27 protein-coding genes, 2 pseudogenes and 1 riboswitch are annotated in these 24,079 nt (G+C 36.3%); of the genes and pseudogenes, 18 read left to right on the forward strand and 11 right to left on the reverse strand.

Translation table 11 applies throughout. The annotated features are described in order from the left end of the window. Nucleotides 1–26: 26 nt before the first annotated feature. Together AA637_RS11960 and remA are read left to right on the forward strand one after the other, a co-directional pair. Entirely contained in the window at nt 27–455 is a 429-nt protein-coding gene (locus tag AA637_RS11960; RefSeq protein ID WP_446682945.1) for a VOC family protein, read from the forward strand. Between the two features lie 181 nt (nt 456–636). Next, the gene (gene remA / locus AA637_RS11965; protein WP_069791259.1) at nt 637–885 is read left to right on the forward strand and encodes an extracellular matrix/biofilm regulator RemA; all 249 of its coding nucleotides are present in this window, start codon (nt 637–639) and stop codon (nt 883–885) included. Nucleotides 886–1,181: 296 nt separating this feature from the next. Here the strand turns inward: remA and AA637_RS11970 are convergent. Together AA637_RS11970 and AA637_RS11975 are read right to left on the reverse strand one after the other, a co-directional pair. Then, nucleotides 1,182–1,541 (reverse strand): annotated as a pseudogene (locus tag AA637_RS11970) (transposase); the annotation flags it as partial. Between the two features lie 40 nt (nt 1,542–1,581). Next, nucleotides 1,582–1,904: pseudogene (locus tag AA637_RS11975) on the reverse strand (transposase); the annotation flags it as partial. Nucleotides 1,905–2,294: 390 nt separating this feature from the next. Here AA637_RS11975 and AA637_RS11980 point away from each other — a divergent pair. Then, nucleotides 2,295–2,477: an HNH endonuclease gene (locus tag AA637_RS11980; protein WP_446684587.1), complete on the forward strand. Its 183-nt coding sequence runs from the start codon at nt 2,295–2,297 to the stop codon at nt 2,475–2,477. 162 nt (nt 2,478–2,639) lie between these two features. Here AA637_RS11980 and AA637_RS11985 read toward each other — a convergent pair whose 3' ends face one another. Both AA637_RS11985 and AA637_RS11990 read right to left on the reverse strand, forming a co-directional pair. Further along, entirely contained in the window at nt 2,640–3,533 is an 894-nt protein-coding gene (locus AA637_RS11985; protein ID WP_446682946.1) for an ROK family protein, read from the reverse strand. Between the two features lie 37 nt (nt 3,534–3,570). Then, nucleotides 3,571–4,026, reverse strand: a complete 456-nt coding sequence (locus tag AA637_RS11990; RefSeq protein ID WP_069790348.1) for a phosphate-starvation-inducible PsiE family protein — start codon at nt 4,024–4,026, stop codon at nt 3,571–3,573. Between the two features lie 288 nt (nt 4,027–4,314). On the opposite strand from AA637_RS11990, the gene AA637_RS11995 reads away from it, so the two are divergent. After that, the gene (locus tag AA637_RS11995; protein ID WP_446682947.1) at nt 4,315–4,908 is read left to right on the forward strand and encodes a chorismate lyase; all 594 of its coding nucleotides are present in this window, start codon (nt 4,315–4,317) and stop codon (nt 4,906–4,908) included. A gap of 15 nt (nt 4,909–4,923) precedes the next feature. On the opposite strand, the gene AA637_RS12000 is transcribed toward AA637_RS11995, so the two are convergent. The 4 genes from AA637_RS12000 to glmM form a co-directional block, all read right to left on the reverse strand. Continuing rightward, nucleotides 4,924–5,196: a glutaredoxin family protein gene (locus AA637_RS12000; RefSeq protein WP_446682948.1), complete on the reverse strand. Its 273-nt coding sequence runs from the start codon at nt 5,194–5,196 to the stop codon at nt 4,924–4,926. A 16-nt stretch (nt 5,197–5,212) separates the two neighbouring features. Beyond that, a complete protein-coding gene (gene hpsN / locus AA637_RS12005; protein ID WP_446682949.1) occupies nt 5,213–6,199 on the reverse strand; it encodes a hormogonium polysaccharide biosynthesis glycosyltransferase HpsN in 987 nt (328 codons plus the stop codon). Then, complete coding sequence (hpsL, locus tag AA637_RS12010; protein WP_446682950.1) at nt 6,196–7,920, reverse strand: hormogonium polysaccharide biosynthesis protein HpsL; 1,725 nt, start codon at nt 7,918–7,920, stop codon at nt 6,196–6,198. Before hpsL ends, hpsN begins: the two co-directional genes overlap by 4 nt. A gap of 64 nt (nt 7,921–7,984) precedes the next feature. Next, nucleotides 7,985–9,409 carry a phosphoglucosamine mutase gene (gene glmM / locus AA637_RS12015; RefSeq protein WP_446682951.1) on the reverse strand — a complete coding sequence of 475 codons (1,425 nt, stop codon included), beginning with the start codon at nt 9,407–9,409 and terminating at the stop codon, nt 7,985–7,987. Nucleotides 9,410–9,773: 364 nt separating this feature from the next. Further along, nucleotides 9,774–9,835: riboswitch (Glutamine riboswitch) on the forward strand. Nucleotides 9,836–9,872: 37 nt separating this feature from the next. Here glmM and AA637_RS12020 point away from each other — a divergent pair. The 12 genes from AA637_RS12020 (at nt 9,873) to AA637_RS12075 (ending at nt 19,398) form a co-directional block, all read left to right on the forward strand. After that, on the forward strand, nt 9,873–10,022 hold the full coding sequence (locus tag AA637_RS12020) for a hypothetical protein (RefSeq protein WP_446682952.1): 150 nt from the start codon (nt 9,873–9,875) through the stop codon (nt 10,020–10,022). 127 nt (nt 10,023–10,149) lie between these two features. Further along, nucleotides 10,150–10,302, forward strand: coding sequence for an arginine synthesis PII-interacting regulator PirA (gene pirA / locus AA637_RS12025; protein ID WP_446682953.1), 153 nt, complete (start codon nt 10,150–10,152; stop codon nt 10,300–10,302). A 183-nt stretch (nt 10,303–10,485) separates the two neighbouring features. Next, nucleotides 10,486–10,905, forward strand: a complete 420-nt coding sequence (locus AA637_RS12030) for a hypothetical protein (protein ID WP_069790342.1) — start codon at nt 10,486–10,488, stop codon at nt 10,903–10,905. Nucleotides 10,906–11,010: 105 nt separating this feature from the next. After that, entirely contained in the window at nt 11,011–11,496 is a 486-nt protein-coding gene (locus AA637_RS12035) for an allophycocyanin subunit alpha-B (RefSeq protein WP_069790341.1), read from the forward strand. A 71-nt stretch (nt 11,497–11,567) separates the two neighbouring features. Beyond that, nucleotides 11,568–12,104 carry a hypothetical protein gene (locus AA637_RS12040; protein ID WP_446682954.1) on the forward strand — a complete coding sequence of 179 codons (537 nt, stop codon included), beginning with the start codon at nt 11,568–11,570 and terminating at the stop codon, nt 12,102–12,104. Nucleotides 12,105–12,121: 17 nt separating this feature from the next. Next, nucleotides 12,122–12,559 carry a tetratricopeptide repeat protein gene (locus tag AA637_RS12045; protein ID WP_446682955.1) on the forward strand — a complete coding sequence of 146 codons (438 nt, stop codon included), beginning with the start codon at nt 12,122–12,124 and terminating at the stop codon, nt 12,557–12,559. A gap of 81 nt (nt 12,560–12,640) precedes the next feature. Next, complete coding sequence (locus AA637_RS12050; protein WP_446682956.1) at nt 12,641–13,804, forward strand: DegT/DnrJ/EryC1/StrS family aminotransferase; 1,164 nt, start codon at nt 12,641–12,643, stop codon at nt 13,802–13,804. Nucleotides 13,805–13,899: 95 nt separating this feature from the next. Further along, nucleotides 13,900–14,694, forward strand: a complete 795-nt coding sequence (locus AA637_RS12055) for an ABC transporter permease (RefSeq protein WP_446682957.1) — start codon at nt 13,900–13,902, stop codon at nt 14,692–14,694. Between the two features lie 52 nt (nt 14,695–14,746). Further along, nucleotides 14,747–15,604 (forward strand): HIT domain-containing protein, encoded by an 858-nt coding sequence (locus AA637_RS12060; protein ID WP_446682958.1) that lies wholly within the window; start codon nt 14,747–14,749, stop codon nt 15,602–15,604. A gap of 153 nt (nt 15,605–15,757) precedes the next feature. Beyond that, nucleotides 15,758–16,765 (forward strand): CsgG/HfaB family protein, encoded by a 1,008-nt coding sequence (locus AA637_RS12065; protein ID WP_446682959.1) that lies wholly within the window; start codon nt 15,758–15,760, stop codon nt 16,763–16,765. 289 nt (nt 16,766–17,054) lie between these two features. Next, nucleotides 17,055–18,941 (forward strand): ATP-dependent zinc metalloprotease FtsH2, encoded by a 1,887-nt coding sequence (gene ftsH2, locus AA637_RS12070; protein ID WP_446682960.1) that lies wholly within the window; start codon nt 17,055–17,057, stop codon nt 18,939–18,941. A 187-nt stretch (nt 18,942–19,128) separates the two neighbouring features. Continuing rightward, a complete protein-coding gene (locus AA637_RS12075; protein ID WP_446682961.1) occupies nt 19,129–19,398 on the forward strand; it encodes a hypothetical protein in 270 nt (89 codons plus the stop codon). Between the two features lie 46 nt (nt 19,399–19,444). Here the strand turns inward: AA637_RS12075 and AA637_RS12080 are convergent, their stop codons facing one another. Further along, nucleotides 19,445–20,404 (reverse strand): hypothetical protein, encoded by a 960-nt coding sequence (locus AA637_RS12080; RefSeq protein WP_446682962.1) that lies wholly within the window; start codon nt 20,402–20,404, stop codon nt 19,445–19,447. A gap of 106 nt (nt 20,405–20,510) precedes the next feature. On the opposite strand from AA637_RS12080, the gene AA637_RS12085 reads away from it, so the two are divergent. Beyond that, on the forward strand, nt 20,511–20,684 hold the full coding sequence (locus AA637_RS12085) for a hypothetical protein (protein ID WP_446682963.1): 174 nt from the start codon (nt 20,511–20,513) through the stop codon (nt 20,682–20,684). A gap of 94 nt (nt 20,685–20,778) precedes the next feature. Then, nucleotides 20,779–21,459, forward strand: coding sequence for a glycoside hydrolase family 24 protein (locus AA637_RS12090; protein ID WP_446682964.1), 681 nt, complete (start codon nt 20,779–20,781; stop codon nt 21,457–21,459). 33 nt (nt 21,460–21,492) lie between these two features. Here the strand turns inward: AA637_RS12090 and AA637_RS12095 are convergent, their stop codons facing one another. Further along, nucleotides 21,493–22,815 carry an ATP-grasp domain-containing protein gene (locus AA637_RS12095; RefSeq protein ID WP_446682965.1) on the reverse strand — a complete coding sequence of 441 codons (1,323 nt, stop codon included), beginning with the start codon at nt 22,813–22,815 and terminating at the stop codon, nt 21,493–21,495. Nucleotides 22,816–23,021: 206 nt separating this feature from the next. Then, nucleotides 23,022–24,044 (reverse strand): D-alanine--D-alanine ligase family protein, encoded by a 1,023-nt coding sequence (locus AA637_RS12100; RefSeq protein WP_446682966.1) that lies wholly within the window; start codon nt 24,042–24,044, stop codon nt 23,022–23,024. Between the last annotated feature and the right edge of the window lie 35 nt (nt 24,045–24,079).

Below are 24,079 nucleotides of genomic sequence, written 5' to 3' on the forward strand. Positions count from 1 at the left end.
GAGGAAATATTTAATTATTTTGTGTCATGAATAATATTATTTTTCATTTAGCAATTCCCATGATTAATGGGGAGGATACTAAAAAATTTTATGGAGATATTTTAGGAGCGAAGTTAGGTAGAAATAATGACCATGCCATGATTTTTGATTTTTATGGACATCAGTTAGTCGCTCATACTAGCAAAGAAAATATTACTCCTCCTAGGGGGATTTATCCTCGTCATTTTGGTATCGTTTTTACGAAGGAATCTGATTGGGATGATTTGGTTTTTAACTGTGAAAATAAACAGGTTGAGTTTTATCAACCTCCTCGCATTCGTTTCTCTGGGGAATTAACTGAGCATAAAACTTTCTTTTTACAAGATCCTGCCCATAATATCCTAGAATTTAAGTTTTATCTTTATTATGAAGCTATTTTTGGGGCTACTGATGTTATGGCTATAGGCGATCGCTAATTAAATATAACCTTTAATGAACCTATATTTATCCATAAATAAAAAAACTCTTATTTTTGAGTTAAAGAATTAACATCCCATGACCAAAATTATCAATTTATGCTCATAAAAAATCATTGTTAATGTTAAAAAATAAAGATATGATTACTCTAGTCATTATCTATAGAAAATTATAAAGTTGATGGATATTAAATTGGTAAATATAGGTTTTGGGAATATTGTTTCTGGTAATAGAATTATTGCCATTGTTTCCCCAGAATCAGCCCCCATAAAAAGAATTATCAACGAAGCAAAAGATAAAGGTCAACTTATAGATGCTACCTACGGGAGAAGAACACGGGCTGTTATTATCACAGACTCTAACCATATCATACTATCTTCTATTCAACCCGAAACTGTGGCTCAAAGGTTTACTTCTCCGAAAGAATGAGGTAGTAGGTAAACACCAAAAAAAGTTGTACAGTAATAAATTATTGTCGTCGAAAATAAATACGTCGAAAATCTTTGTGGATGAAGCATTACTAATGATACTACCTTAAATCAGGTTTAACGATTCTTCAAAATTAATTAACAAATTAGATGTCGTTTTCCCTAGAAATAGCGAATTATATGTCGCCTTCCAATTAGGCGACTTTTTTGTTTGAAAAGTGGTCATTAACAAATTAGGGTCTGCTGAAAAAGTCTTAAACGTAATATTGCATTACAAGTGTTAATATGTCATTGACTTTATAGATAAGCAAATCTAAGACTTATGTCATAAAAACAAAAGTAAAACTTATCATATTGAGGGAATTTTAATTGTTTTTGCAAAAATAGACAAAAAATTTCCTTTAATATTTTTCTGATTATAGTCATTAAATTCATTACCAAAATAGCGATTGCCACTTTGTTTTCTGATGTTTCTCTTAATTTTGTTCTAATTAAATTTAACCCGTATCTTCTTTTTCCTTCTCCAAATTTTCCTTCTATTCTGCTTCTAATTTTTTCGTCTTCTCTTGCTTTATTTAATAGTCCCAAGTCTGTGGGATATTTTATGTCCGATGGGGTTACTGTGGCATCTAATATTAGTTTTCCTTTATTCTTTTCTTCTTTTTCTGAGTTTTTTTTTCTTCCTCTGTTACCAATGTTTCTTTTACTATTTGTCTATTTATTTTATCGATTATTTCTTTACTTATTCTTTTACGAAAATGCACTAACATTGACGGGTCAAATACTACTTTATTTTCGTAGCACTCTAACCCTATGTAGATATGGATTTTCTTTTATTTGCTCTACTGTTTCTCTATCACTTATCGTCAATATTTCTTAAATTCATAATGAACCCAATGCCACTCTAAATGATTTGGCTGGTGCTCCTATTTTTTCTTCAAAAATACTTGCATATTCTTCTTCATATTCTAACCATGGAATTATTTCACTCATTACTACCCAACGATTATTTTCATCTAGATGAAAATCTTCTTGGATTTTAAAATCCGATACTGAATAATGTATTTGATTTGTTCTAATGTACATGGTCAAACCGAAAAAACTTACTTTTTTCTTGATTTTAGCTCATTTTTTCGCTTTTTTCTGCTCACATAATCCTTCTAACTATTGCTCTATCTTGATTCTATTATTATTCAGCAGACCCTATTTATGTGTAAAGGTATTGGCAGAAAAGGACAAGAGGTAACTCATATCCTGTACAATATAGGTAGTACCACAATCATTAGGCATACCAAAGTCAAGGGCAATGCTAGTCCTTATGATTCTTCACTCCGAGAATATTGAAATAACCGCAAACTCAAACAGGGTAAAAACTACTGGGCAAAAGGTAGTAAATACTATCAAGTAGCCATTAACCAAAATTGGAAATGTCCTGTATGTGGTGAGAACTTATTTAACGGAGAACTATTAGAAACCTATCATATAGTACCTGTGATAAATGGTGGTGAAGATTTCACTGATAATCTTGTACATTTACACAAGTCTTGTCACAAACAGGTACATTCAAAATCCAAGTTTGAAGGCTTGAAGTAAGGCTTGAGCCGTGTGATGGGTAACTGTCACGCACGGTTCTTAGGGGAGGAGAGAGAGGTGACTCTTGAACCTTACCCGCTAATTAATGTTCTCTAAGGTGCGGAATATCTAAAACTCAATAACCATGGTGTATTCGCTAAAAATATTAATTATGGTGATATGTTATTGAATTAATTCCCAAGCTAGTTTGGCAGCACCAACCATTCCTGCATCATTACCTAATTTTGCAACCATTAATTTTAGTCCTTCCCTAGAACTAGGTAATACTCTTTTTTCAACTTCTTCCCAAGCTGATGGTAAAAAATATTCAGCACTAGCACTCACTCCCCCCCCAATCAAAATGGCTTCTGGGGTAAAGATGTAAATGTAGGTTGCCAAGCCAGTGCCTATTATCTTGCCATAATCTTCCCAAAATTTTAGGGCGCTAGGATCATTTTTTTTTGCTAATTCGCCCCATTCAGATGGTTTTTTGCCTGTATCACGATAAATGGCTGTAGCGGAGGCGTGTTGTTCAAAGGAGCCTGTGTTACCGCTATTACAAGGATGTCCATGGGGATTGAAGGTCACTAAACCTAATTCTCCCCCAGCACCATTATGTCCGATAAATAATTTGCCATGGAGAATGACAGCGCCCCCTACCCCCGTACCAATGGTTAATAAAATTAAATTTTGATAGTTTTTTCCTGCACCTAGCCATGCTTCTCCTAATCCTGCACAGTTAGCATCGTTACAAAGAATGGTTTTTAGTCCTGTTTTCTTTTCCAATTCATCGGCAAGGGGTACATCATGCCATCCACTTAGGTTGATGGCTACTTTGGCTATTCTACCTTTTACGTCTGTAGCCCCTGGCATTCCAATGCCCAAGGCAACAATGTTTTTATTTTGGTTGATTCTATTAACGGTAAGGGCGATCGCATTTATGACATCTTCAGGGGTAGCAGGTTGAGGAGTGGCAACACTAAAAGACTCTAAACAAGTACCATCCACCAGAAAACGTCCAAATTTAATGGCTGTGCCACCCAAATCCACTCCTATTACTTCTTTTTCTTTTACCATTTTTAAATACTTTTTTTATCCCTATTTATTTTACTATTTACTCAACCTCATGGGACTTTCTCACTAACCAATAACTGGCAGAGAGACAAATTATAGCTATCCCTAAAGCAATTAAATCAATTTTGTCATATTGTTTGGGATCAAAAATAATAATTTTTCTTGCCACCGCAATTAAGGCAGTAGTCAAAACTAACTCTAGTTGAAGTATGTGCTTTCTTAAATATACGGTAATATTTTCCAATAGTTCCAGGGCAATCAATATATTAAGAAATAGTCCGAATATTTCAAAAATTGTACTAGCAAAAAAGCCAAACTCTCCAGTGATAAATAAATATTTTGCTAAGACAAATATTAAATCTAATATCGAAATAAAAACAACAATTATAATTCCTAAAGAAAGAATTTTAGAAACAATATTTTCTGTAAGATGAACTATTTTTAAAAAGTTTTTATCTTTAAATGCTTCTTTTAAATAATTAATAAAACTATTCATATAAATTATATATATGTCTTAATATATTTTGAATTGAAAAATAACAATAAAATGGAAAAGACAATATATATTCCGTTGAACAAAATAATTCATTTTATTCTCCTTTCATTAGACTATTGAATATTTCGTAGATCAAAACTTTTTTAGTTGACATTTTCAACACACAAATATTAAAACACGTTCTTGCCATTCTGATGGTTGAGGAGATTTAAAAAAGTGTCCTTAGCAACTGTATGAACATAATTGCTACAATATTATTAAGTTTTGTAAACTCATCAGCAAAAAACCTTGAAGACTAAACCAATCGTAACTCAGTGGAACTGTTTAGATAATCTCTGGCAAGGGGGAGAAGAAGTAGTAAAAACAGGTTTACCCCATTCCCAATTAGCACCTCCTTGGCAAATACTATTATTAGGAGATGGCTCTCCCACAAGGCATTTGAGGTTATTAACCCAAGAGCCTACCCAAGTAGATGTGATTGATATGTCTTTGATTGGTATGGATAAAGATAATGCCCCTCAGGCCATAGAAAACGTCCCAGGACCTAGGTTAAGAAGACAAGTATGGCTCAAAACTGCTTCTGGGCAAAGGTTGGCTTATGCTTCTTCTTGGTGGAGTGCGGACAATGTGGATCATTATTTAGAGAATAGAGCCTTACCGATTTGGGAAAGTTTATCTAAATTGCACACAGAATTGTATCGGGATATTCAAGGTATTTATTACGGTAATTGTCCTTATTTAGAAGAAAGTTTTGGGGAAAAAGGACCTTTTTGGGGGCGACATTATCTTTTTTGGCACAACCGCAAACCTTTAACTCTTATTTATGAAGTTTTTTCCCCTTATTTATCTAAATATTTAGGAGAAATAAAGTACAAAAAATAATGTTTTCACCATGGCTTAATTCTCTATGAGATCCTCTGCAAACTGTTGTAATTTTTTGCTTAGTTGTGTCACAGAAATACGGGGAGACATACGGGGTATGGGGCGATCGCCCTTATCCGTAACCATCAATAATACAGGTATTTCGTATTTATAAACCTCAAACCATTGTTCATTGGTAGTAATATCTCTAATTTCAATAATTAAACTAAAATCATCAATTTCCCGTAATTTTTCCTCTAATCCTTCACAAAGGTGACAACCCTGTTTGCTATATAAAACTAACTTCATTATTTTTAAATACTAATTAATCCACAGTAAAAAAAGAGTGATAGCTACTAAATAAACCGAACAACTGAGTTTTTAAAGCATCTAAAAAACCTAAAAAATAAAATACTCCTCGACTAATAACTTTGGTCAAAGAACCATTTTTATTACAAGGAGGATTACCTAAAACATGACAATCAAATAACTTACCATAAAAACGTATTTGTTGGGATAAAGTCAAATTTTTTAAACCCATCAAAAAATGATTATGGTAAAAAGCAAACTGATAACTCAAAGACTTGGTTGTAATATCGTGACAGCCTCCAAGTTCCTCCCCTAAATGAACTAACTCTGCCAATGGATCGTACCAAATATCATAACCCGTACCGCGTAACCGTAAACAAAAATCCGACTCCTCTCTCACTGCACTACCCCGAAACCTTTCATCAAACCAGACATCATACTTGGTAAAAATATCTCGCCGAAAAGACATATTGCAACCCCTAGCAGTAATAATTTTTTGGGGTTTGATTAAATAAACAAAATCCAAATGATACCATGCCAACCCCGGATCACTTGCTTCGGGGTCTAAATGCTCTTTGAATGCCGTTGAATAGCCTTGCTCTCCTGTTTGAGCCGAAAACTGCTTCATACGGTCTAAAACCCTTCCAGCTACTGCACCTATCTTTTCATTATCTAAATAATTTTTGACATGGGAAGAAATATAATTTTCTGATAGCTGAACATCATCATCAATAAAAATTACGATGTCGCCTTTCGCCTTACTAACTCCATAATTTCTGGCTTTTGGTAAACTAGCCCAATCTACCCGATACCATTTTATTTTTCCTTGTGTATGATGATTGCTCAAAAAAGATTCAACTTCTTGATCATGATCCAGAGTTTGATCCACCACAAGCACTTCAAAAGAAGGATAATCTTGTTTAAGTACATCCCGAATACTATCCACCAGGGCTTGTTCTCGTTTATAAGTAGGAATAATCACAGAAACTAGAGGTTGATTCATGATGTCGCAGGGTGTCTTTTTTTGAGGGACTTAAATTTTTTTCTGGTTTTACGATTTTTAGTCAAGATAGTTTGAACTTCTTGATCCCGTTCTTGTTTATCTATCACTGTTAGTTTAATTAAAACTCCCGCAAATAACCAGTAGTAAACGGCCACAGGGTCAGTGTCAAGGGGGTACCAGTAGGGAAAATAACCAATAAATAGTAAAAACACCCAAAAGGCGCTCGCAAAACTTTTGAGAGTTGGATCTTTAATGGAACGATACTTTTTAAAAGTATATATTACTAAATGAGTAATAAATCCCAAAAAAGCGATTAAACCTAACATACCAAGTTCATAAATAATTTTGGGATGATAGGTTTCCAAAAATGCCACAGCGCCAAAAGCTCTAGCGGAATTAGTCGCTTTACCTAAACCTGATCCTAAAAGAATTCCGTCACCATTACTAATAGCCCATTGCCACTGTTTAATGATAAAGTCTTGAGGAGGGGAGGCATTCCAACGCCCGATCGCACTATCAATTCTGTCCGTGACGAATTCAGGGTTAGCCGTAATAAATATAAAACCAATAATGAAGAGAATTACGGCAATGGGAATAAAACGTTTAAGACGAAAAATTTGCCCCGTTAAAACTAACATTACAGCGATAAATATAGGTACAAGGAAAAGAGCGGCTCTTTGTCCTGACACTACCGCATTAATGAAAACTAAACCCATGCCCCCAAGTCCGATTAATTGCCAAAAACGGGAAGTTTCAAAAAAGGCAACACTAAAACAAATGGCACTATTGGCAATGAGAAACCAGCCCCAATGCCATGGAGAGACAAATGTTCCTGGTAGTCGTATTTGATTTTGCTCTGGGGTATATAGTAGTGAACCACCCACAAAGCATCTAGCATCTAAACTAGCTCGAAATAGACCAGCACCTTCGGTAAATTCGCTGGTTGCTTGACAACGCCCACTTTTTAGAAATTGGTATTGCACCAAGGCTAAAAGACAACAGATGATTGCTAAAACCGCTAATAATCGACCGAGTTTAAGTACGGTTTGTTTATCTTCGATGAGATGATAACCACAAAACATTAAGGGTATGTAGCCGATAAATATTTTTAAGCCCAAAATACCCTGCAAAAATGGTTGTCCTTCTTTACAAATGCGAGGGGGACTGACATTTTGTACCAAGTTACAAGCTGGGGCCAGAAGTTGAATACGAAGGTTTATGAAAACTAAAACCATCAGGCAGACTATGCTTAGTATCATCAAAGTAGGAAGCAAAGGCTTAGCGATGATAATGGGTTTCCTCTGCTTCCATGCCTGAAGTAGTAGGGCACATAGGGCGGGAATATAAAATACATCTTTAGCAATCTGAAAGATCAAGTTTCCTCCTGCAAAGACATATACTACTGTACCTCCGAAGGGCATATAAATCAGAAACACCCAAAGCGCTGATTTGGGAAACTGATAGGAAAGAATGAGTGCCATAACTCCTAGGGCGGCGGCCACTGCCATCTTTGGTGATAAAAGGAAAAATGAAGGTAGGGCTACTAATATTCCGAAGATAATGGCGATCGCCCATGAACTGACCAATTTTTGCTTTTTTTGCCTTTCCTGCCGCTTGAGAGCCATTTTTTCTTTACGACTGAGGGGAGCAGGGGTATTAGGGGGAGCATTGCTTACACCCCTTTTACGGTTGCGAAATTTTTGAGTTTTCGAGGCAGTCATAATGCTTTGGGGATGATGGACTGAAAAGAATCACCCATAAAACAAGCAATTCTTTTCTTTTCAATTATGCTAGATGTTGCTCGACTACCGCCACTAAATTATCAGTCCAATGGTTAACTAAATTATGATTTTGAGCTTCTACCATTACCCGAATTAAAGGCTCTGTACCTGATGCACGGACTAAAATACGACCTTGATTACCCATGGCTGACTCTGCCTTGGCGATCGCCTGACGCACAGGTTCACACTCCTCCCAGCGTAAACGTTTTTCCCTGTCTTCTACCCGTACATTTTTTAATAGTTGGGGATAGGGGGTAAAACTTTCTTTTACTAATTGGGTTAAACTAACACCCCTTTGACGGGTAAGGGAAGCAAGATGGAGGGCGGTTTGAATGCCATCTCCGGAATAGTGGTGATGATGACAGAGGATATGCCCTGATTGTTCTCCTCCTAACATGGCTCCTGTTTCCCACATGGTAGCCTGTACGTGTTGATCTCCTACGGGGGTGCGTACCAGTTTACCGCCTAACTTTTGCCATGCCAATTCAAAGCCGAGGTTTGCCATAACAGTACCCACTAAAAGGTTATTGGGTAGTTGCCCTTGCTCTTGTAAGTATTGTCCCCAAAGGTAAAGAATATAATCACCACAGATTTTGTTACCGTCAGAGTCCATGGCCATCACCCTATCGGCATCACCATCAAAGGCAAACCCCATGTCAGCATCATATTCTGTGATGGCTTGTTTTATTCTATCAAGGTGAGTGGAACCGCAGTTAACGTTAATGCGATCGCCATCTGCTTGATGATGAAGGGTAATCACTTCTGCTCCTAACTCGGTAAATACTTGAGGGGCAATTTCTACCGCTGCTCCCCATGCCAAGTCGAGGACAATGCGCATTCCTTGAAAGTTAATATCTGCGGGTAAAGATTGGGTTAAAAATCTTTGATAATTGGTGGCTAACCCATGATGATGGATATTTTTGCCATATTTATTACCATCTCCTCTTAAATTGTGGCTTTTGAGAAGGTTTTCAATGGCGATCGCCTTTTCACTATTCAATTTAGTACCATCTGCCCCAAAAAACTTAATACCGTTATCCTCTGGGGGGTTATGACTAGCAGAAATCATGATCCCCCCCACAGCACCCATGGTGCGCGTAAGATAAGAAACGCAAGGGGTAGGACACAAGCCGATATTCCACACCTCTAAACCCATAGAAGTTAAACCAGAGGCGATCGCCATGGCTAACATATCACTAGAATTACGAGAATCCTGACCGATAATCACCGTTTTAGAATCATTTTGCCCTTGATTCCAGACCCTTCCGGCGGCCATACCAACCCCTAAAGCCAACTCAGGAGTGAGTAAATCACCCGCCTTACCTCTGATACCATCAGTACCAAAGAGCTTATCAGGTAAAGCACTAACACCAAATCGCACCCCTGCATTATCGAGTACCTTGCCATTTTGAGCCAGATCAAAAGACATTACCATTTTCAATTTTCCTCACACAATTAATTAAATGAATAGCTATCAAAATTTATGTATAAAACCAAACCAATTAACGCATTTATTTAGTTTATGAACCACCAGCAGTTAATTAATACTATTGCCAAAAATATAATTTATCAGGAATATTTAAAAGTATTTAATTTCAATTACTATGATTCATCAATTTTCGGTTTAGTTAATCCATAAAATTTTAATTAAGTTTTGTTATATTGGTTATATCATAACCATGATTTTAAAGATCATTGCATGATAGACTAAAACGTTCAATAAATCAAATCCTCAGAACTTTTTCTTTTGACAGTTTTGGGTTTTCTATGTTATATTGAAAGGGTAAGGATAAATCGTTCATCTGTTGGTTACAGACGGAAGTAAGAAGAAAAAAATCTTCTGAAGGAACGCGCCTCGAATCTAAACTCAACAAATTAGAGGAGGCGACATTATGAACGCAAATAACACTTTTAAAAAAAACAATAATCTCAGTTCGGTTAGTCAACAAGCTCGTTTATTGATGAGGGGCGATCGCAAACGTACTCAAAATCGTCAAGCATCGATGTTAACAAGAATATCCGCCGAAGTAGGAGTTCAATAAAAAAATAGAGATAAGAGAACTTATCATAGTTTTCCCTCGATTCTCTGACAACTTAAAAAGGTGGGCATCACCCACCACATTTTAGTTCGTATAAATAAAATAAACACATCATCAAGAAGTAAAAAAAATGATTAATAAAAATACCGCTCAACAAGTAAAACAAGCCCATCGTAACACCCTATTGGAAACCCTAGAACATAGATTACAGGTAGCCAAAGCCAACGGAAAAAACGATTTAGTAAATCAACTAGAAGCCGAAAAACGCTACTACCTTAGCTAATAAAAAAACCTAATGTGTGAACAAAAACCCTGATGCTCTTAATCATAAAAGCAAAAGGGTTTTTTCTATGTAGATGATACATCAAATGTGTTTTAGATTACTGTTTACTCAAAAAGCAAACTATAGTGTTAGTAATAACCTACGAGGTTTGAGCCGAAATAGTAACTAGATTATAGACAGTTTATGAATGCAGAAGAAAAAGCCAGAGGTTTAGAAATAGCCACCAAAATCGCAGCCGTTGTCAACCTATTCAAACAACAATTTCCAGACGTAAAAACAGATCTCAAACCGTGGCATAATGATCCTGATACCATTAATTTAGTAGATCCCGACTCCATCGACATCGGTTTTCACTTCCCCGGCTGGAGTCGCAAGATTCAAAGTAGGAGTATTTTAGTACAAATTAGATTTCACTATGATGAAATTGATAAAACCCATAAATTAATTGGGGTTGAGAGTGCAGGATTTAACCACACAGGGGAAGCGTGGCGATTATCCACCATTGAGAATTGGCAACTAGAAGGTAAATCTCCCCCCGTAGAAGAAATTAAAGAAAAGCTAAAATATTTTTCCCGTCAAGTATTCGAGCTATTCCAAAATTAAAGAATTATTAAAAAGTTTACTAAAATGTGACAACCTTTGCCATAAATAGATAAGCCAAATTAAGTTAAACTAAACATAATAAAAAAATAATACTCGTATTTTAAGATGAGCATAGTAAGTCAAGTTATTCTCAAAGCAGATGATGAACTGCGTTATCCTAGCAGTGGGGAATTAGAAGGAATCAAAAGTTTTTTAGATTCAGGATTACTCCGTCTCAAAGTAGCTGAAACCCTAGCAGAAAACGAAAAGAAAATCGTTGAAAAAGCTAGTCAAGAGTTATTTAAAAAACGTCCTGAATATCGTGCCAATGGTGGTAACGCTTCTGGACAAAAACAATATAATCAATGTTTAAGAGACTTCGGTTGGTATTTACGTTTAGCCACCTACGGAGTTTTAGCAGGAGATAAAGGGCCTATCGAAAAAATTGGTTTGATTGGTGTCAAGGAAATGTACAATTCCCTTGGAGTACCTTTACCCGGTATGGTTGATTCCATCCGTTGTTTAAAAGAAGCATCCCTTGCCCTTTTGAGCAAAGAAGAAGCGGCCGAAACTGCTCCTTATTTCGATTATATGGTTCAAGTAATGTCTTAAAAGAAAACATTAAAAATTTTTGATGACATTTTATGGGGGCTTGATAATCAAGCCCTTTTTGCTAAAGTTATATGGCTAAAAAAAAGGAAGAGGATTTATTTTTAGAAAATCACATTTCTTGGATTGATAAAAAATCATGGTTATCTCTATTGTTATATTCTTGCATTTATTTGATAATTGGTTGGTCCATAGCTAGTCGCTCTGAAATTTTAATTAGAAATACCAGAAATATAATAGATAGATGGAATATATTAATTGATGATGATTTGTTACTAATGGTTATCCGTGCATTTTCTTTAATATTGATTATGACTATCTCTTTGATGGTAATGAATCCTTTTTCTATTATTACTTTTATATTTGAGGAGTCCATTAGTTCTGATTTAAAGGGATTTATCTCGGTATTGGTTTGGTCTATTTTATTAGTTTTTATATTTTGTTATTTTGATTATTTTGCAGATATTCTAGTAATCACTTCATCTACTATTTTGCTTAGTTTAGATTTAGAAGAAAAAAAGATTTATGGTAAGTCGCTTATTTTTCTAATGGTTTTTATTGCTTCTATAGCATTTAGTTTAGGGGTGTTAATGTTTGATTATTTACATTGAATAATATAGTTAATTTTATGGCGAGTAAAAAGAAAGGAAAAGAAATTTTTAAAAAGGTTTTTGTAATTTTATCGGGATTAGCTTTTGTTTTGTTTTCTGTGTCTGCGGTGGTTAATATGATTATGAATCCTCAAACACCCGGGGCAACGGATAATCAAAACTCCCAAGGAGATGATGGTGCCATTGCTCAAATTGATAGAGAAATTGCAGGTTATCAATCAGTGTTAGAAAATGAGCCAGAAAATAGCTTTGCGCTAGAGAGATTAGTAGAATTAAATTTGCAAAAGGGAGATTTACAAGGGGCATTATCTCCCATGGAGAAGTTAGTAGCCCTTAATCCAGATAATGAGCAATATCAGCAGGTTTTGGGCATTATCCAACAGGGTTTGGAAGAGGAAGAAAATCCTCCCACGGAGTTACCTATTACTCCTGAAAGCCCCCCTGAAGGTGAATAAAATCTCGGTGAGGTAAAGAAAAGTTTAATGATTGGTTATTTTTAGCCCTAAAATTATTGTGTCTTTAGTATTCCATTTTTTATGAAAATTCCTATTCTTGATTTAAAACTGCAATATCAACAATTAAAATCTGAGATTGATGGTGCGATCGCCCTTGTGCTAGAATCAACCCAATTTGTATTAGGGCCAGAAGTTCAAAAATTAGAACAAGAAATTGCTAGTTTTTTGGGAGTTAACCATGCGATCGGGGTAAATTCTGGTACAGATGCACTAATTATTGCCCTAAGAGCCTTAAATATCGGGGATGGGGATGAGGTAATAACTACCCCTTTTTCATTTTATGCCACCGCAGAATCTATCAGCTTGGTAGGGGCAAAACCTATCTTTGCCCAGATAGAAGAAGATAGTTTTAACATTAATCCCCTGAGTATCAAAGAAAAAATTACCCCGAAAACTAAAGCCATTATGCCCGTGCATCTTTATGGGCAACCTGCCAAAATGGTGCAAATAAAAGAAATTGCCCAAGAATATGGATTAAAAATCATTGAAGACTGTGCCCAAGCCTTTGGGGCAAAATACTATGGAGACTGTCTAGGATGTGAGCAAAAATGCAGTGATACTCAACGTAATAGTATGGAAGGTAAATATGTAGGCGGTATTGGTGATGTGGGGGCTTTTTCCTTTTATCCCTCCAAAAACCTCGGTGCCTATGGAGATGGAGGGATGATTACCACCAATGATGATAAAGTTGCCGAATTAGCCAGAATGTTGCGGGTACATGGAGCGAAAAAGAATTATCATAACGAGATGTTGGGATACAATTCCCGTCTTGATAGTATTCAGGCAACTATTCTACGAGTAAAACTAAGATATATTGAAAAATGGAATCAAGCAAGGCAAAATATTGCCCGTCAATATAATCAACTGTTGGGGAATAATGACTTTATCATTGTACCTCAATTTTCAGATGGTCATGTATTCCATCAATACACTATCAGAGTTAAAAATGGCAAAAGAGACGAATTGAAAGAATATCTCGCTGACAAGGGCATCGGTAGCATGATTTATTATCCCATTCCCCAAGATCAATTACCAGTATATGAAGGTCAATATATTCCTCATCCTCTTACTACTCAATTAGCTTCCGAGGTGTTGAGTTTACCTATTTACCCCGAATTGCCTCAAGGTGATATTGAAGCCGTAGCAGATGCTATTATTCAATGGACTAAAAATATTAGTGATTAATTGCTAAAACGTCACTCACTAAATCACTTTTTCATCAAAACCTAATTAGACCATTATTTTTATGTAGTTTAACAATTCAATTTTGTATTTATTTTATGAAAATTATTAATAATATAATCGCTATTTTTCAAAAGGAATTACAAAGCTATTTTAACTCTCCTTTAGCCCTAACCATTGCGAGTGTTTTTTGGTTAATTTCAGGAGTATTTTTTCTTTTTATTCTATTTAGTGAAGAGGGTATAATTCAAAACGTAGCACTACAAGAGCAGTTAGGTAATACGACTCCGAGGGATGTACCCTATGAGTTTATACAAGTGTTTTTTGGTATTATGGGTTCTATTACCATTTTCCTTTTACCGATGTTATCTATGGGTTTATATTCGGAGGAAAGAAAAAGGGGAACTATTGAACTTTTAGCCACTTCTCCTGTTTTTAATTGGGTGGTTGCCCTCGGTAAACTATTGGGGGTAGTGGTGTTTTATATTACTATGATTGTACCAATTTTGTTATATGAGGCGATCGCATTTAGCACTTCTAATCCTCCCATTCCTCCCCAAGTGCCTCTTTTAGCCCACCTTGGCTTAATTCTCCTTGCCAGTGCCATTTTATCTTTGGGAATGTTTATTTCTTCCCTGACTGATAGCACAATTTTTTCAGCAATTATTACTTTTATCTTAGTCGTTTTTATCTCGATTTTAGATGCTTTAACTAACAATTTACAAGGGGCTTTAGGTCAATTTATTAATCAATTATCAGTGCTAAAAAGTTATGAAGAGTTTGTCCAAGGAATATTTAGCACTTCTAGTTTTATTATCTTTTTAAGTTACATTATACTAGGTCTATTTTTAACGGCTCAATCCATTGAAACTTTGCGTTTTACGAGAAAATAAATATTGTATTAATACCTATAAAATATATTAACCAAAATGTTACGATTAGATAATGGTAGATGATCAACAGGAAAATAAATATAGTCATTTAACGGCCATAGATAGAAAATATTTATCATTTCCTGCCAGATATTTATTACAAAATAAACTATTAAAAGGTAAAGTACTAGATTTTGGTTGTGGGCTTGGTAATGATGTGAAAAAACTACAAGAAACGGGTCTAAATATTATTGGTTATGATCCCCATTATTTCCCTGATTATCCCCAAGAGAAATTTGATACTATAATTTGTTTCTATGTCTTAAATGTGTTGTTTCCTGAACCTCAAGAAGAAGTTATAATGGCGATCGCCCATAAGCTCAAACCATCAGGAAAAGCATATTTTGCCGTAAGAAGGGATTTAAAAAAAGAAGGATATAGAACCCATTATGTTCACAAAAAACCAACCTATCAAAGATTAGTAAACTTACCATTTAAATCATTATACAAAGATGAATTCTGCGAAATTTACGAATATACTCCCTACAATCAAATTAAAGAAAAAAAAGAATATTGTATCTTTTGCAATCCTTATTCTAAATTAGAACTTATCACCGAATCTAGCTTTAGTTATGCTATTAAAGATGGTTATCCTTTAACAAAAGGACATAGTTTAATTATTCCCAAAATTCATATGCCCAATTATTTTGATTTGCCCATAGAATATCAAAAAAACTGTTGGCAAATGGTGAATAACGTACAGCAAATTCTAACAAAAGAATATAATCCTGATGGTTTTAATGTAGGATTTAATGTAAATAAAGCAGGAGGGCAGAAAGTAATGCACAGTCATATTCATATCATTCCTCGCTATGAAAAAGATAATCAAAAATCAAATAAAGGTATTCGATCTATTATCTCAAAAAGATAAAATCAACCACTACGAAAAAACTACATTGTAGTAAGTTTTACTAAATTATTTTTTATTAATTTTTGTGGAACTATTTATCAAAATAAACGTCATAGCAATAAATATTATAATTTTAAGTATCCGTTAATTTTTAGATTTAAAAATACCATAGCCATGACTATCATCAAAAAGAAGTATCCTAAAATAGTTCCCATTGCGATCGCCTCTAGTCTTATCACCATCTCCCTCTCAAGCCTCAACATCAGCCCATACCAAGCCCTAGCCCAGAGTCAATCATCCCAAACCCTCCTTGCTCAAAACAACCAAGAAAGACTTACCATCGCCGTCATGGACTTCGACTACAGTAGTCTTAGCAACGCAAGAAACCTTAACTTAATCGATGGTGCAGCCAGAGGAGTAAGCGATGTGGTAGCGGGAGAATTAGTTGATACCAGAAAATATCGAGTCATCGAACGTAGTCGCCTTAATGATGTTCTTAACGAGCAGGGTTTAACCGACAGTGGTTTAGTAGATCCAGGCACCGCCGCTCAAATAGGGCGTTTACTCGGCGCAGAATTGATCATGGTTGGCTCTATCACTCAATTTGATTTACAAGAAAGAGGCACTGGTTTTGGACTATTTGGTTTTAGCCTTGGTAATCAGACCAAAAAAGCCCTCGTCACCCTCAATACCCGTGTTATTAATAGCACCACAGGGGAAATTGTCATGAGTGCAGAAGGACAAGCAGAAGTTTCTCAGGTAGATGGAGACGTAAGAATTCGGGGAATGGACTTAGGTACATCCACTAACAATGACGGTACATTACTCACTGTTGCTACCCGTGACGCTATCCGAGAAGTCATTCAGCAAATGGACTCAAGACAGACTGAATTATCTGCCGTGGGCAGAGTTTCCCCCGATGTGTCTGGGGTAGTGGCAGATGTGGCTGGAAATAGTGTAATCATCAATCGTGGTAGTAATCACGGTTATCGTAATGGTTTGAGACTATCTATCGAAAGAGTATCCAGAGAAGTTACAGATCCTGAAACAGGGGAAGTTATCCGCCGAATCACTGACCAAGTGGGAGTTATTGAGCTTCAGGACGTGGATTCTACATCTAGTCAAGGACGTATCGTTTCTGGTTCTAGTTTTCGAGTTGGTGACATTGCTTCCCCCATGTAATGTTTAGGTGGTAGGAGATAGAGAGATGGGGGAAAAGTTAAAATTGAGAGATACTACGCCAAATCATCGAAACTCAAAAACCATTCCCCATCTTCACAGCTCCATTTTTCCATCAACCCCCATAATTCTGGTGTGGTTTTCCCCCAATAGGTTTTTTTGCGTTTAAGATGAGAATTATGTTAAGTTTAGTTAAGAAGCGGTTGTTATTATTGTTAATAATTAAATAAAAGACAACATTAAAAGAAAGTGTTAAAACACTTTTGACATTAAAAAGAGGATTTAAGAAGATATGAAAACACCTTGGCGAACTATACTATTGTGGGCCATTCCATTTTTGGTAGTGGGATTTTTCTTGTGGCAAGGCAGTTTTGCTCCCAACAACATGAGCAATGCTGGTAATAATACCGCAAGTACCCGCATGACCTATGGTAGATTTTTAGAATACATTGACAAAGGTAGAGTTAGCAGTGTTGATTTATATGAAGGTGGACGCACTGCTATCGTTGAAGCCATTGACCCTGAATTACGTCAGGTACAAAGATTAAGGGTTGATTTACCCGGTTCTTCTCCTGAGTTGATTAGTAAATTAAGAGAGTCTGGTATCAGTTTTGATTCTCACCCTGTGCGCAATGAAGGGGCAGTTTGGGGTATTTTGGGTAATTTAGTATTCCCTGTATTATTGATTGCTTCTTTGTTCTTTTTGTTCCGTCGTTCTAGCAATATGCCAGGGGGCCCTGGTCAGGCGATGAGTTTTGGTAAGTCTAAGGCTCGTTTCCAGATGGATGCTAAAACTGGAGTAAAATTTGATGATGTGGCTGGTATCGATGAGGCAAAAGAGGAGTTACAAGAAGTTGTTACTTTCCTTAAGCAGCCTGAAAAATTCACCGCTGTTGGCGCTCGTATTCCTAAAGGGGTTCTACTGGTAGGACCTCCCGGAACTGGTAAAACCTTGTTAGCAAAGGCGATCGCCGGGGAAGCTGGTGTTCCTTTCTTCAGCATTTCTGGTTCCGAATTTGTGGAAATGTTTGTGGGTGTGGGTGCCTCCCGTGTCCGTGACTTGTTCAAAAAAGCAAAGGAAAACGCTCCTTGTCTTATCTTCATTGATGAGATTGATGCCGTAGGTCGTCAGCGTGGTGCTGGTATCGGTGGCGGTAACGATGAAAGGGAACAAACCTTAAACCAACTCTTAACGGAAATGGACGGTTTTGAAGGTAATACTGGTATCATCGTCATTGCGGCTACCAACAGAGCCGATGTACTTGATTCTGCGTTGATGCGTCCTGGTCGTTTTGACCGTCAGGTAATGGTTGATCCCCCTGATTTCAAGGGTCGTTTGGGGGTATTAGATGTCCATGCCCGTAACAAAAAATTAGCTCCTGAGGTGTCTATCGAGGCGATCGCCCGTCGTACTCCTGGCTTTAGTGGTGCTGACTTAGCAAACCTTCTCAATGAAGCGGCTATCCTTACCGCCCGTCGTCGCAAAACTGAAATTTCCATGAGTGAAATTGATGCGGCAGTGGATCGTGTTATCGCAGGGATGGAAGGTACTCCCCTTGTGGATAGTAAGAGTAAGCGTTTGATTGCTTACCATGAAGTAGGTCATGCCATCGTCGGTACTCTCTTAAAAGATCATGATCCTGTGCAAAAAGTAACCCTTATCCCCCGTGGACAAGCCCAAGGTTTAACTTGGTTTACCCCCAATGAGGAGCAAGGTTTAACCACTAAATCCCAGCTTATGGCAAGAATTGCTGGTGCTATGGGTGGACGTGCAGCTGAAGAGGAAATCTTTGGTGATGACGAAGTAACCACTGGCGCAGGGGGTGACTTACAACAAGTCACTGGTATGGCAAGACAGATGGTAACTCGTTTTGGGATGAGTGACATGGGGCCTTTATCCCTCGAAGGACAGGGCGGAGAAGTGTTTCTTGGTGGTGGTTTTATGAACCGTGCTGAGTATTCCGAAGAGAGTGCTTCCCGCATTGATGATCAAATTCGCACCATTGCCGAACATGGTCATCAATTAGCCCGTCAAATTGTCAGAGATAACCGTGAAGTAATTGACCGTCTAGTGGATCTTTTAATTGAGAGAGAAACCATTGATGGTGAAGAATTCCGTCAGATTGTCGCTGAATACACTGAAGTTCCTGAAAAAGAACAGTTTATTCCTCAACTATAAAATTAACTGATTTTCAGGGAATGAAAAGGGCTGGACATCCAGCCCTTTTTTTATTATCTTTATGATAATAAAACAAACAACATTATAAACACTACTGGATAACTGATTAAGATAAATGAAATTTTTGTTTCAGTTAATTGGAATCGCCTTGATGCTTTTAGGAATTTATGTATTAGGTAAAAATATAGTGTTCACAACCATTGCCACACCATATTTTTGGCGAGGAATTGCCGCAGATCTCTCGGTATTGGCACTAACTTGTGGTGTTGTCATTCTATTCATGTTTCCAAAAACCATGAAACCTACTGGATTTATCTTGATTGCTTTTGGAGTAATTTGTGTTTTTTACAGTAGTCGCGCCATTCTTAACCCCACCAGTTTATGGCAGTTTTTTCTTTCTATTTCGTCTATTGTAGGTGGCTTTAAACTTCTAACAGATAGACAGTTTGGAGGCTGAAAGTATTGTATTGTGAGTAGGGTGGGCATTGCCCACCATTAATCATTTAACGCCACTTATTCAGGAATCTATCACCAATATTCGCCCGAGGCTCTAGATCTGCAATACGTTTATTTAAACTAGCATTTTCCTGCTTTAGTTGTGTATTTTCCTTGGTTAAACCTTGGATAATACTATTTTGTTTAGTAGCATAACTTTGGCTCAAAGCAACTTTCTCTTGCTCTTTGTGTGCAACCTGTTGACGATAATCAGCTATTTCTTTTTTAAGTTGGTCAATAATAGCACTCAATTGTTCATTATTATCACTATTTTTAACTTCTTCTTTTAGGGTAAAAAATTTGTCTGTTAATTCTCTAATATACTTTTCTTTTTCTTCAACTAAAGAGCTTAATTCAGATTGTTTATTTTCTAAATTTTTAATAGAATTATAGGCGGAGTTTAATTCTTGATTAAGATTTTTAAGTTGATCAGAGTTATCACTTTTTTCTGAATCCTGAGTGACTTTTTTAAAATTATCTTCTAAGTTTTTGATCTGATTATTTTTATCTTCTAACTCTTTTTGAATGGAGCCAACCTTATCTTGTTGTGCCTGTAACTTGGTTTCCAAATCTTGATTAGTTTTAGATTTATCCGCCACCAAATCTTTTTGTTTATTAATTTCTTGTTCTAACTCAGCAATTTTTGCTTGGTGGTTTTTTATTTCTTCTTCGATGGCATTATTATTTAAAGAACCAGAATCAGACTCACTGTCTTTATCATTATCATCAACTTCAGTGACCAAAAACTTTTGCTCCCCTTCATCATGCAAAACAACCTTAGTATCTGCACTGTGACTATTGATCACAAATCCACCCACTAAAATTTGATCAAATAATTTAGACTTAGTTAAACCAGTCTCTTTTGCAAGAGCAACCAAAGTTTCGTTCGCTTCTGGGCTAAGGGTGATGTTAACTTTAGATTTAGAACTTCCTAAACCAGTTCCAGTTCTAGTCTTTTTTCTGGTCATAACTTATGATTAACCTCGGAAAATATAATTATAATTTCTATATTTGGATAATCGTATTATAGATAACATTTTTTTTGGGCTTTGTGAAATAAAACTTTATCTTTTGATGGGTTGTAGTCTTGTTTCTGTGTGCATCCGCCACTATATCTTTGTTAATCTTGCTCATCTTTCCATGGAAAAAACCATACTTTCAGCAATGATGGAGAGTGCAATCGGCTTAGTACCCGCTTTTTTTGTGGGAACAAGTTATGGTCATCATCACATTTTACGGTGTAAATGATCACATTTATCCATGAATTTATGTTACAAAAGGAAAGAGAAAAATTAATTATGTTATGACTAACCTGACTGATTCCCGACCAAATAAAATATTTATGATTAGTAAGAACATTCTGAAAACGTTTATCTTAGTACTTATTTTATTGGCAGTGGGAAGAATATTAATCAGGGATAAAGAGCCACAATTAAAAAGGGCTGGACAACAAATTATTTCCAATATTACTCAGAATTACAATATAGAACCCTTAGAAATGGAAGGGGGAAATCCTTATATTCGAGCTTTGATGCGTACCATCAGCGCTTCGGAGGCAAATTCTGATCGCCCTTACAATATCATTTATGGTGGTCGCCATATCGACAATTTAAAACAACATCCAAATAAATGTATTGTCATTGGTAACGGGCCAAACAGGGGTAGATGTTCCACCGCTGCGGGAAGATACCAGTTTTTGAATACCACTTGGGCAGAAAAAGCAGAACTTTACCATCCTCGCCCTTCTGGTTTCCTGCGCAAAAATTATAGTTTTGAGCCGATTTATCAAGATGAGGTGCTGTACAGTTGGCTAAGGGATACCAATGCATGGGGGGGCAGAGACATTACCAAATTATTAGAACAAGGACAAATTGACTTGGTATTAGAGTTACTTTCTCCCACTTGGACAAGTTTGGGTTATGGTATTGAGAATAACTCTATTACTAAAAGTTTGCCTAACATTTATAAAAAGATGTTGGAAGAAGAGCTAATGAATGCTGGTTCATCGTATTATTTATATTAAATTAACGTAAAAACAATTAATAACTCTATTACTTTAATCTCCGGCGGACTCTACCAATTTACCGATATTAAAGTCAATTTTTACCCATGGTTTTAATTTCATTAAATTACCAAATAGTAACAGGGGAATTTGCCAATGATGCACCATTAAAAATGGTAAAGGATCTTGCCAAGAAAAAATCCCATCTTGACCTTTTGTTACTTTCTGCCACCATTGAGATAAATCCTGGGGCGATCGCACCTCCGTTAAGCGCCATAATTCATGGTAAGTCCAAAAAGTAGGTTTACTACTTTCTAGCGGGGTAATAGGGGCATCATCTCCATCATTTAAATAAGCATCGGCTACCAACGGATGATTATAAAACATTGAAATCGCCGAATGGGTGCGAGGATTGCATTCAATGGGGTAAACCGTGCCATCATCGGTTTGAATAAAATCAAAAGAAATTTGCCCAGTCAAATTCAACTTACCCACAAACTCCTCCACCCACTCATAAATTTTTTGATTGTCGATGTGTTTATAATTCACCTGAAAATGGGAAGACTCTGAGCAACAATGAAGCCTAATTTTGCCATTGCGCACTGTGCTATGGGTGCAATACTCCTGCCCCGTAATAAACTGTTGCATTACCCAAGGATTTTCCTCACTAATGGGCAAACTGCGCACATATTCCTCCATTCCCTCAAAAGGAAACTGCGTCATATTAAGACGATAAACCGAATCATATTTAATACTTTTTAAAATATATTTATGGTTATTTTTACTAAAATCAAAATCAAGAATTTCTTGAACATTAGTAATAAGATAAGAAGCGGGGGAAGTCAAGCCCAAAGAAGAAGCCTTTTTACATAAATTTGCTTTATCATCCAATACCAAAGTCATTTCTACATCAAAATGTAAAACCTCGCAATAGGGAGACAATACCATTTTTGCTACCGAATCATAATAACTCGCCACAGGGCTAGAAACAGGGATAAATATATCTACACTTTCCCGTTTTACAATGTCCAATAAACCATCAATATAACCCTCCTTATCTTTCACAGGATTGGGCATAGTAAAAAACTTATCTACCGCCACCGAAAAACGATGTCCCGATAACCAATATTTATGAGTTTCCACCAGAATAACCCTATGTCCAGCACTATGAAATGACCTCGCCAACTGTAGAGCTTTAGTCATTTTACCACCTGTTAAAAGGACAGTTTTTGAGTTAATATTAGGCTTTTTTTTTATTTTAAATGGATTAGAAAATATGTTGATAATTGAAGCTATTAATACTAGGGTTAAATTAAAGGGTAATGCTAGTTTTAATAAAGCTAGGGTACCAAGACTCTTAAAAGTAGTTAAAAACATTGTTCGTGAGTGAAAAATAAATAATTAATAATATAAAAAATATAATGTTTAGATTATGACTATAGAAATAAAAATATTGCAATAAAAATGATTTAAACTAAACTTTTTACATTTTCCAGAAATCCTTAAAGGAGATTTAGGCAAGGGGCTTAAGCCCCTTGTTAAGAAAAATTTGAATAAACATAAAACTAATTTTTCCAGTCTAGTTAATTCTTAAATCTTTGCACCGCATTACACCAAACATCAAAGATTACCGAGTCTAAATTTTCTCCCTTTGCCAATAACATTTTAGAAATCATACTGATATTACTAAAAGCCCAAAATAAACCAGCTTCCAACAAATAAGGCTCATTAGTATCTTGATGTACCCTAAAATCATATAGAGAATAATCTCTACAACCGATCGCACCGTGGGCTTTGATAGCTGCTAAACTTAACTTAGTTTCCAATTCTGGGGTAAGGTGCGCTGGGCAAATAGCTTTTACATTAGGTTGAGGAGTTTGTTGTTGGGGCATCCCATCCTCCTTAAGTTCCAGTTTTTCTGCGGTAGTGCGAATAGGATTAGTTTCGGTGACTAAATATTCAAACATGGGCAAAACCTCTAATTTATTACCCTTGTCAATAACTGCCACCCGAATTTCTCGCCCAGGAATAAACTCTTCTGCCAAAAGTTGACTATCATATTGAAAACCTAATTTCAAGGCTTCATCGATTTGAGTTTCATCTTTCACAAGGGTAATTCCTAGAGAATTATCCTCTCGATTGGGTTTGATAATAAAAGGTGGTTTTAACTCCACCTTATCTCCTTGTTTCAAAAGTTGACCCTTTGCCACTAATACCCCATTAGCCGAAACAATGTCTCTGGTGTGGGCTTTATTGGTAGCAAGGGCAGTGCAGGAAGATTTTGAACCCACCACGGGGAAGCCCAACATATCCTCAAAAAAGCCCCTTACGGTAGTCATCCCAGGTTCACAAAATAAGTGGGGTACGACCACATCTATGGGGGGGAATTCTTGGAGAAAATCAGATAGGGGTTTCGAGGCGCTGAGGTTGGTTAATGAGTCTCCATGTTGCCACAATCCATCGGGATGTACCACTGCATAATAGGGGTTTACGCAGGGAGGTTGTACTACTTCTTTGAGGTAAAGTAAGGAAAGTTTATCGTAAAAATCGGACACTAAAGAGCCTCCGATATGTAGTACTTTTAAGGGTTTCTCTGATGTAAACATGATTAAAGGTTTGTGCAAAAAATGATCTCAAAGGA

Origin of the sequence: Cyanobacterium sp. HL-69, from assembly GCA_002813895.1 — a bacterium.
Classification (GTDB): Bacteria; Cyanobacteriota; Cyanobacteriia; order Cyanobacteriales; family Cyanobacteriaceae; genus Cyanobacterium.

Excerpts from the sequence above, each read along its gene's own strand:
- AA637_RS11985 (WP_446682946.1), bottom strand. The coding sequence starts at position 3,533 with ATGGTAAAAGAAAAAGAAGTAATAGGAGTGGATTTGGGTGGCACAGCC.
- AA637_RS11990 (WP_069790348.1), bottom strand. The coding sequence starts at position 4,026 with ATGAATAGTTTTATTAATTATTTAAAAGAAGCATTTAAAGATAAAAAC.
- AA637_RS12095 (WP_446682965.1), bottom strand. The coding sequence starts at position 22,815 with ATGTTTTTAACTACTTTTAAGAGTCTTGGTACCCTAGCTTTATTAAAA.
- AA637_RS12030 (WP_069790342.1), top strand. The coding sequence starts at position 10,486 with ATGAATGCAGAAGAAAAAGCCAGAGGTTTAGAAATAGCCACCAAAATC.
- AA637_RS12080 (WP_446682962.1), bottom strand. The coding sequence starts at position 20,404 with ATGACCAGAAAAAAGACTAGAACTGGAACTGGTTTAGGAAGTTCTAAA.
- AA637_RS11960 (WP_446682945.1), top strand. The coding sequence starts at position 27 with ATGAATAATATTATTTTTCATTTAGCAATTCCCATGATTAATGGGGAG.
- AA637_RS12060 (WP_446682958.1), top strand. The coding sequence starts at position 14,747 with ATGGTAGATGATCAACAGGAAAATAAATATAGTCATTTAACGGCCATA.
- remA (WP_069791259.1), top strand. The coding sequence starts at position 637 with ATGGATATTAAATTGGTAAATATAGGTTTTGGGAATATTGTTTCTGGT.
- AA637_RS12085 (WP_446682963.1), top strand. The coding sequence starts at position 20,511 with ATGGGTTGTAGTCTTGTTTCTGTGTGCATCCGCCACTATATCTTTGTT.
- AA637_RS12055 (WP_446682957.1), top strand. The coding sequence starts at position 13,900 with ATGAAAATTATTAATAATATAATCGCTATTTTTCAAAAGGAATTACAA.
- AA637_RS12000 (WP_446682948.1), bottom strand. The coding sequence starts at position 5,196 with ATGAAGTTAGTTTTATATAGCAAACAGGGTTGTCACCTTTGTGAAGGA.
- ftsH2 (WP_446682960.1), top strand. The coding sequence starts at position 17,055 with ATGAAAACACCTTGGCGAACTATACTATTGTGGGCCATTCCATTTTTG.
- AA637_RS12040 (WP_446682954.1), top strand. The coding sequence starts at position 11,568 with ATGGCTAAAAAAAAGGAAGAGGATTTATTTTTAGAAAATCACATTTCT.
- AA637_RS12035 (WP_069790341.1), top strand. The coding sequence starts at position 11,011 with ATGAGCATAGTAAGTCAAGTTATTCTCAAAGCAGATGATGAACTGCGT.
- hpsN (WP_446682949.1), bottom strand. The coding sequence starts at position 6,199 with ATGAATCAACCTCTAGTTTCTGTGATTATTCCTACTTATAAACGAGAA.
- hpsL (WP_446682950.1), bottom strand. The coding sequence starts at position 7,920 with ATGACTGCCTCGAAAACTCAAAAATTTCGCAACCGTAAAAGGGGTGTA.
- AA637_RS12045 (WP_446682955.1), top strand. The coding sequence starts at position 12,122 with ATGGCGAGTAAAAAGAAAGGAAAAGAAATTTTTAAAAAGGTTTTTGTA.
- AA637_RS12065 (WP_446682959.1), top strand. The coding sequence starts at position 15,758 with ATGACTATCATCAAAAAGAAGTATCCTAAAATAGTTCCCATTGCGATC.
- pirA (WP_446682953.1), top strand. The coding sequence starts at position 10,150 with ATGATTAATAAAAATACCGCTCAACAAGTAAAACAAGCCCATCGTAAC.
- glmM (WP_446682951.1), bottom strand. The coding sequence starts at position 9,409 with ATGTCTTTTGATCTGGCTCAAAATGGCAAGGTACTCGATAATGCAGGG.
- AA637_RS12100 (WP_446682966.1), bottom strand. The coding sequence starts at position 24,044 with ATGTTTACATCAGAGAAACCCTTAAAAGTACTACATATCGGAGGCTCT.
- AA637_RS12050 (WP_446682956.1), top strand. The coding sequence starts at position 12,641 with ATGAAAATTCCTATTCTTGATTTAAAACTGCAATATCAACAATTAAAA.
- AA637_RS12090 (WP_446682964.1), top strand. The coding sequence starts at position 20,779 with ATGATTAGTAAGAACATTCTGAAAACGTTTATCTTAGTACTTATTTTA.
- AA637_RS12020 (WP_446682952.1), top strand. The coding sequence starts at position 9,873 with ATGAACGCAAATAACACTTTTAAAAAAAACAATAATCTCAGTTCGGTT.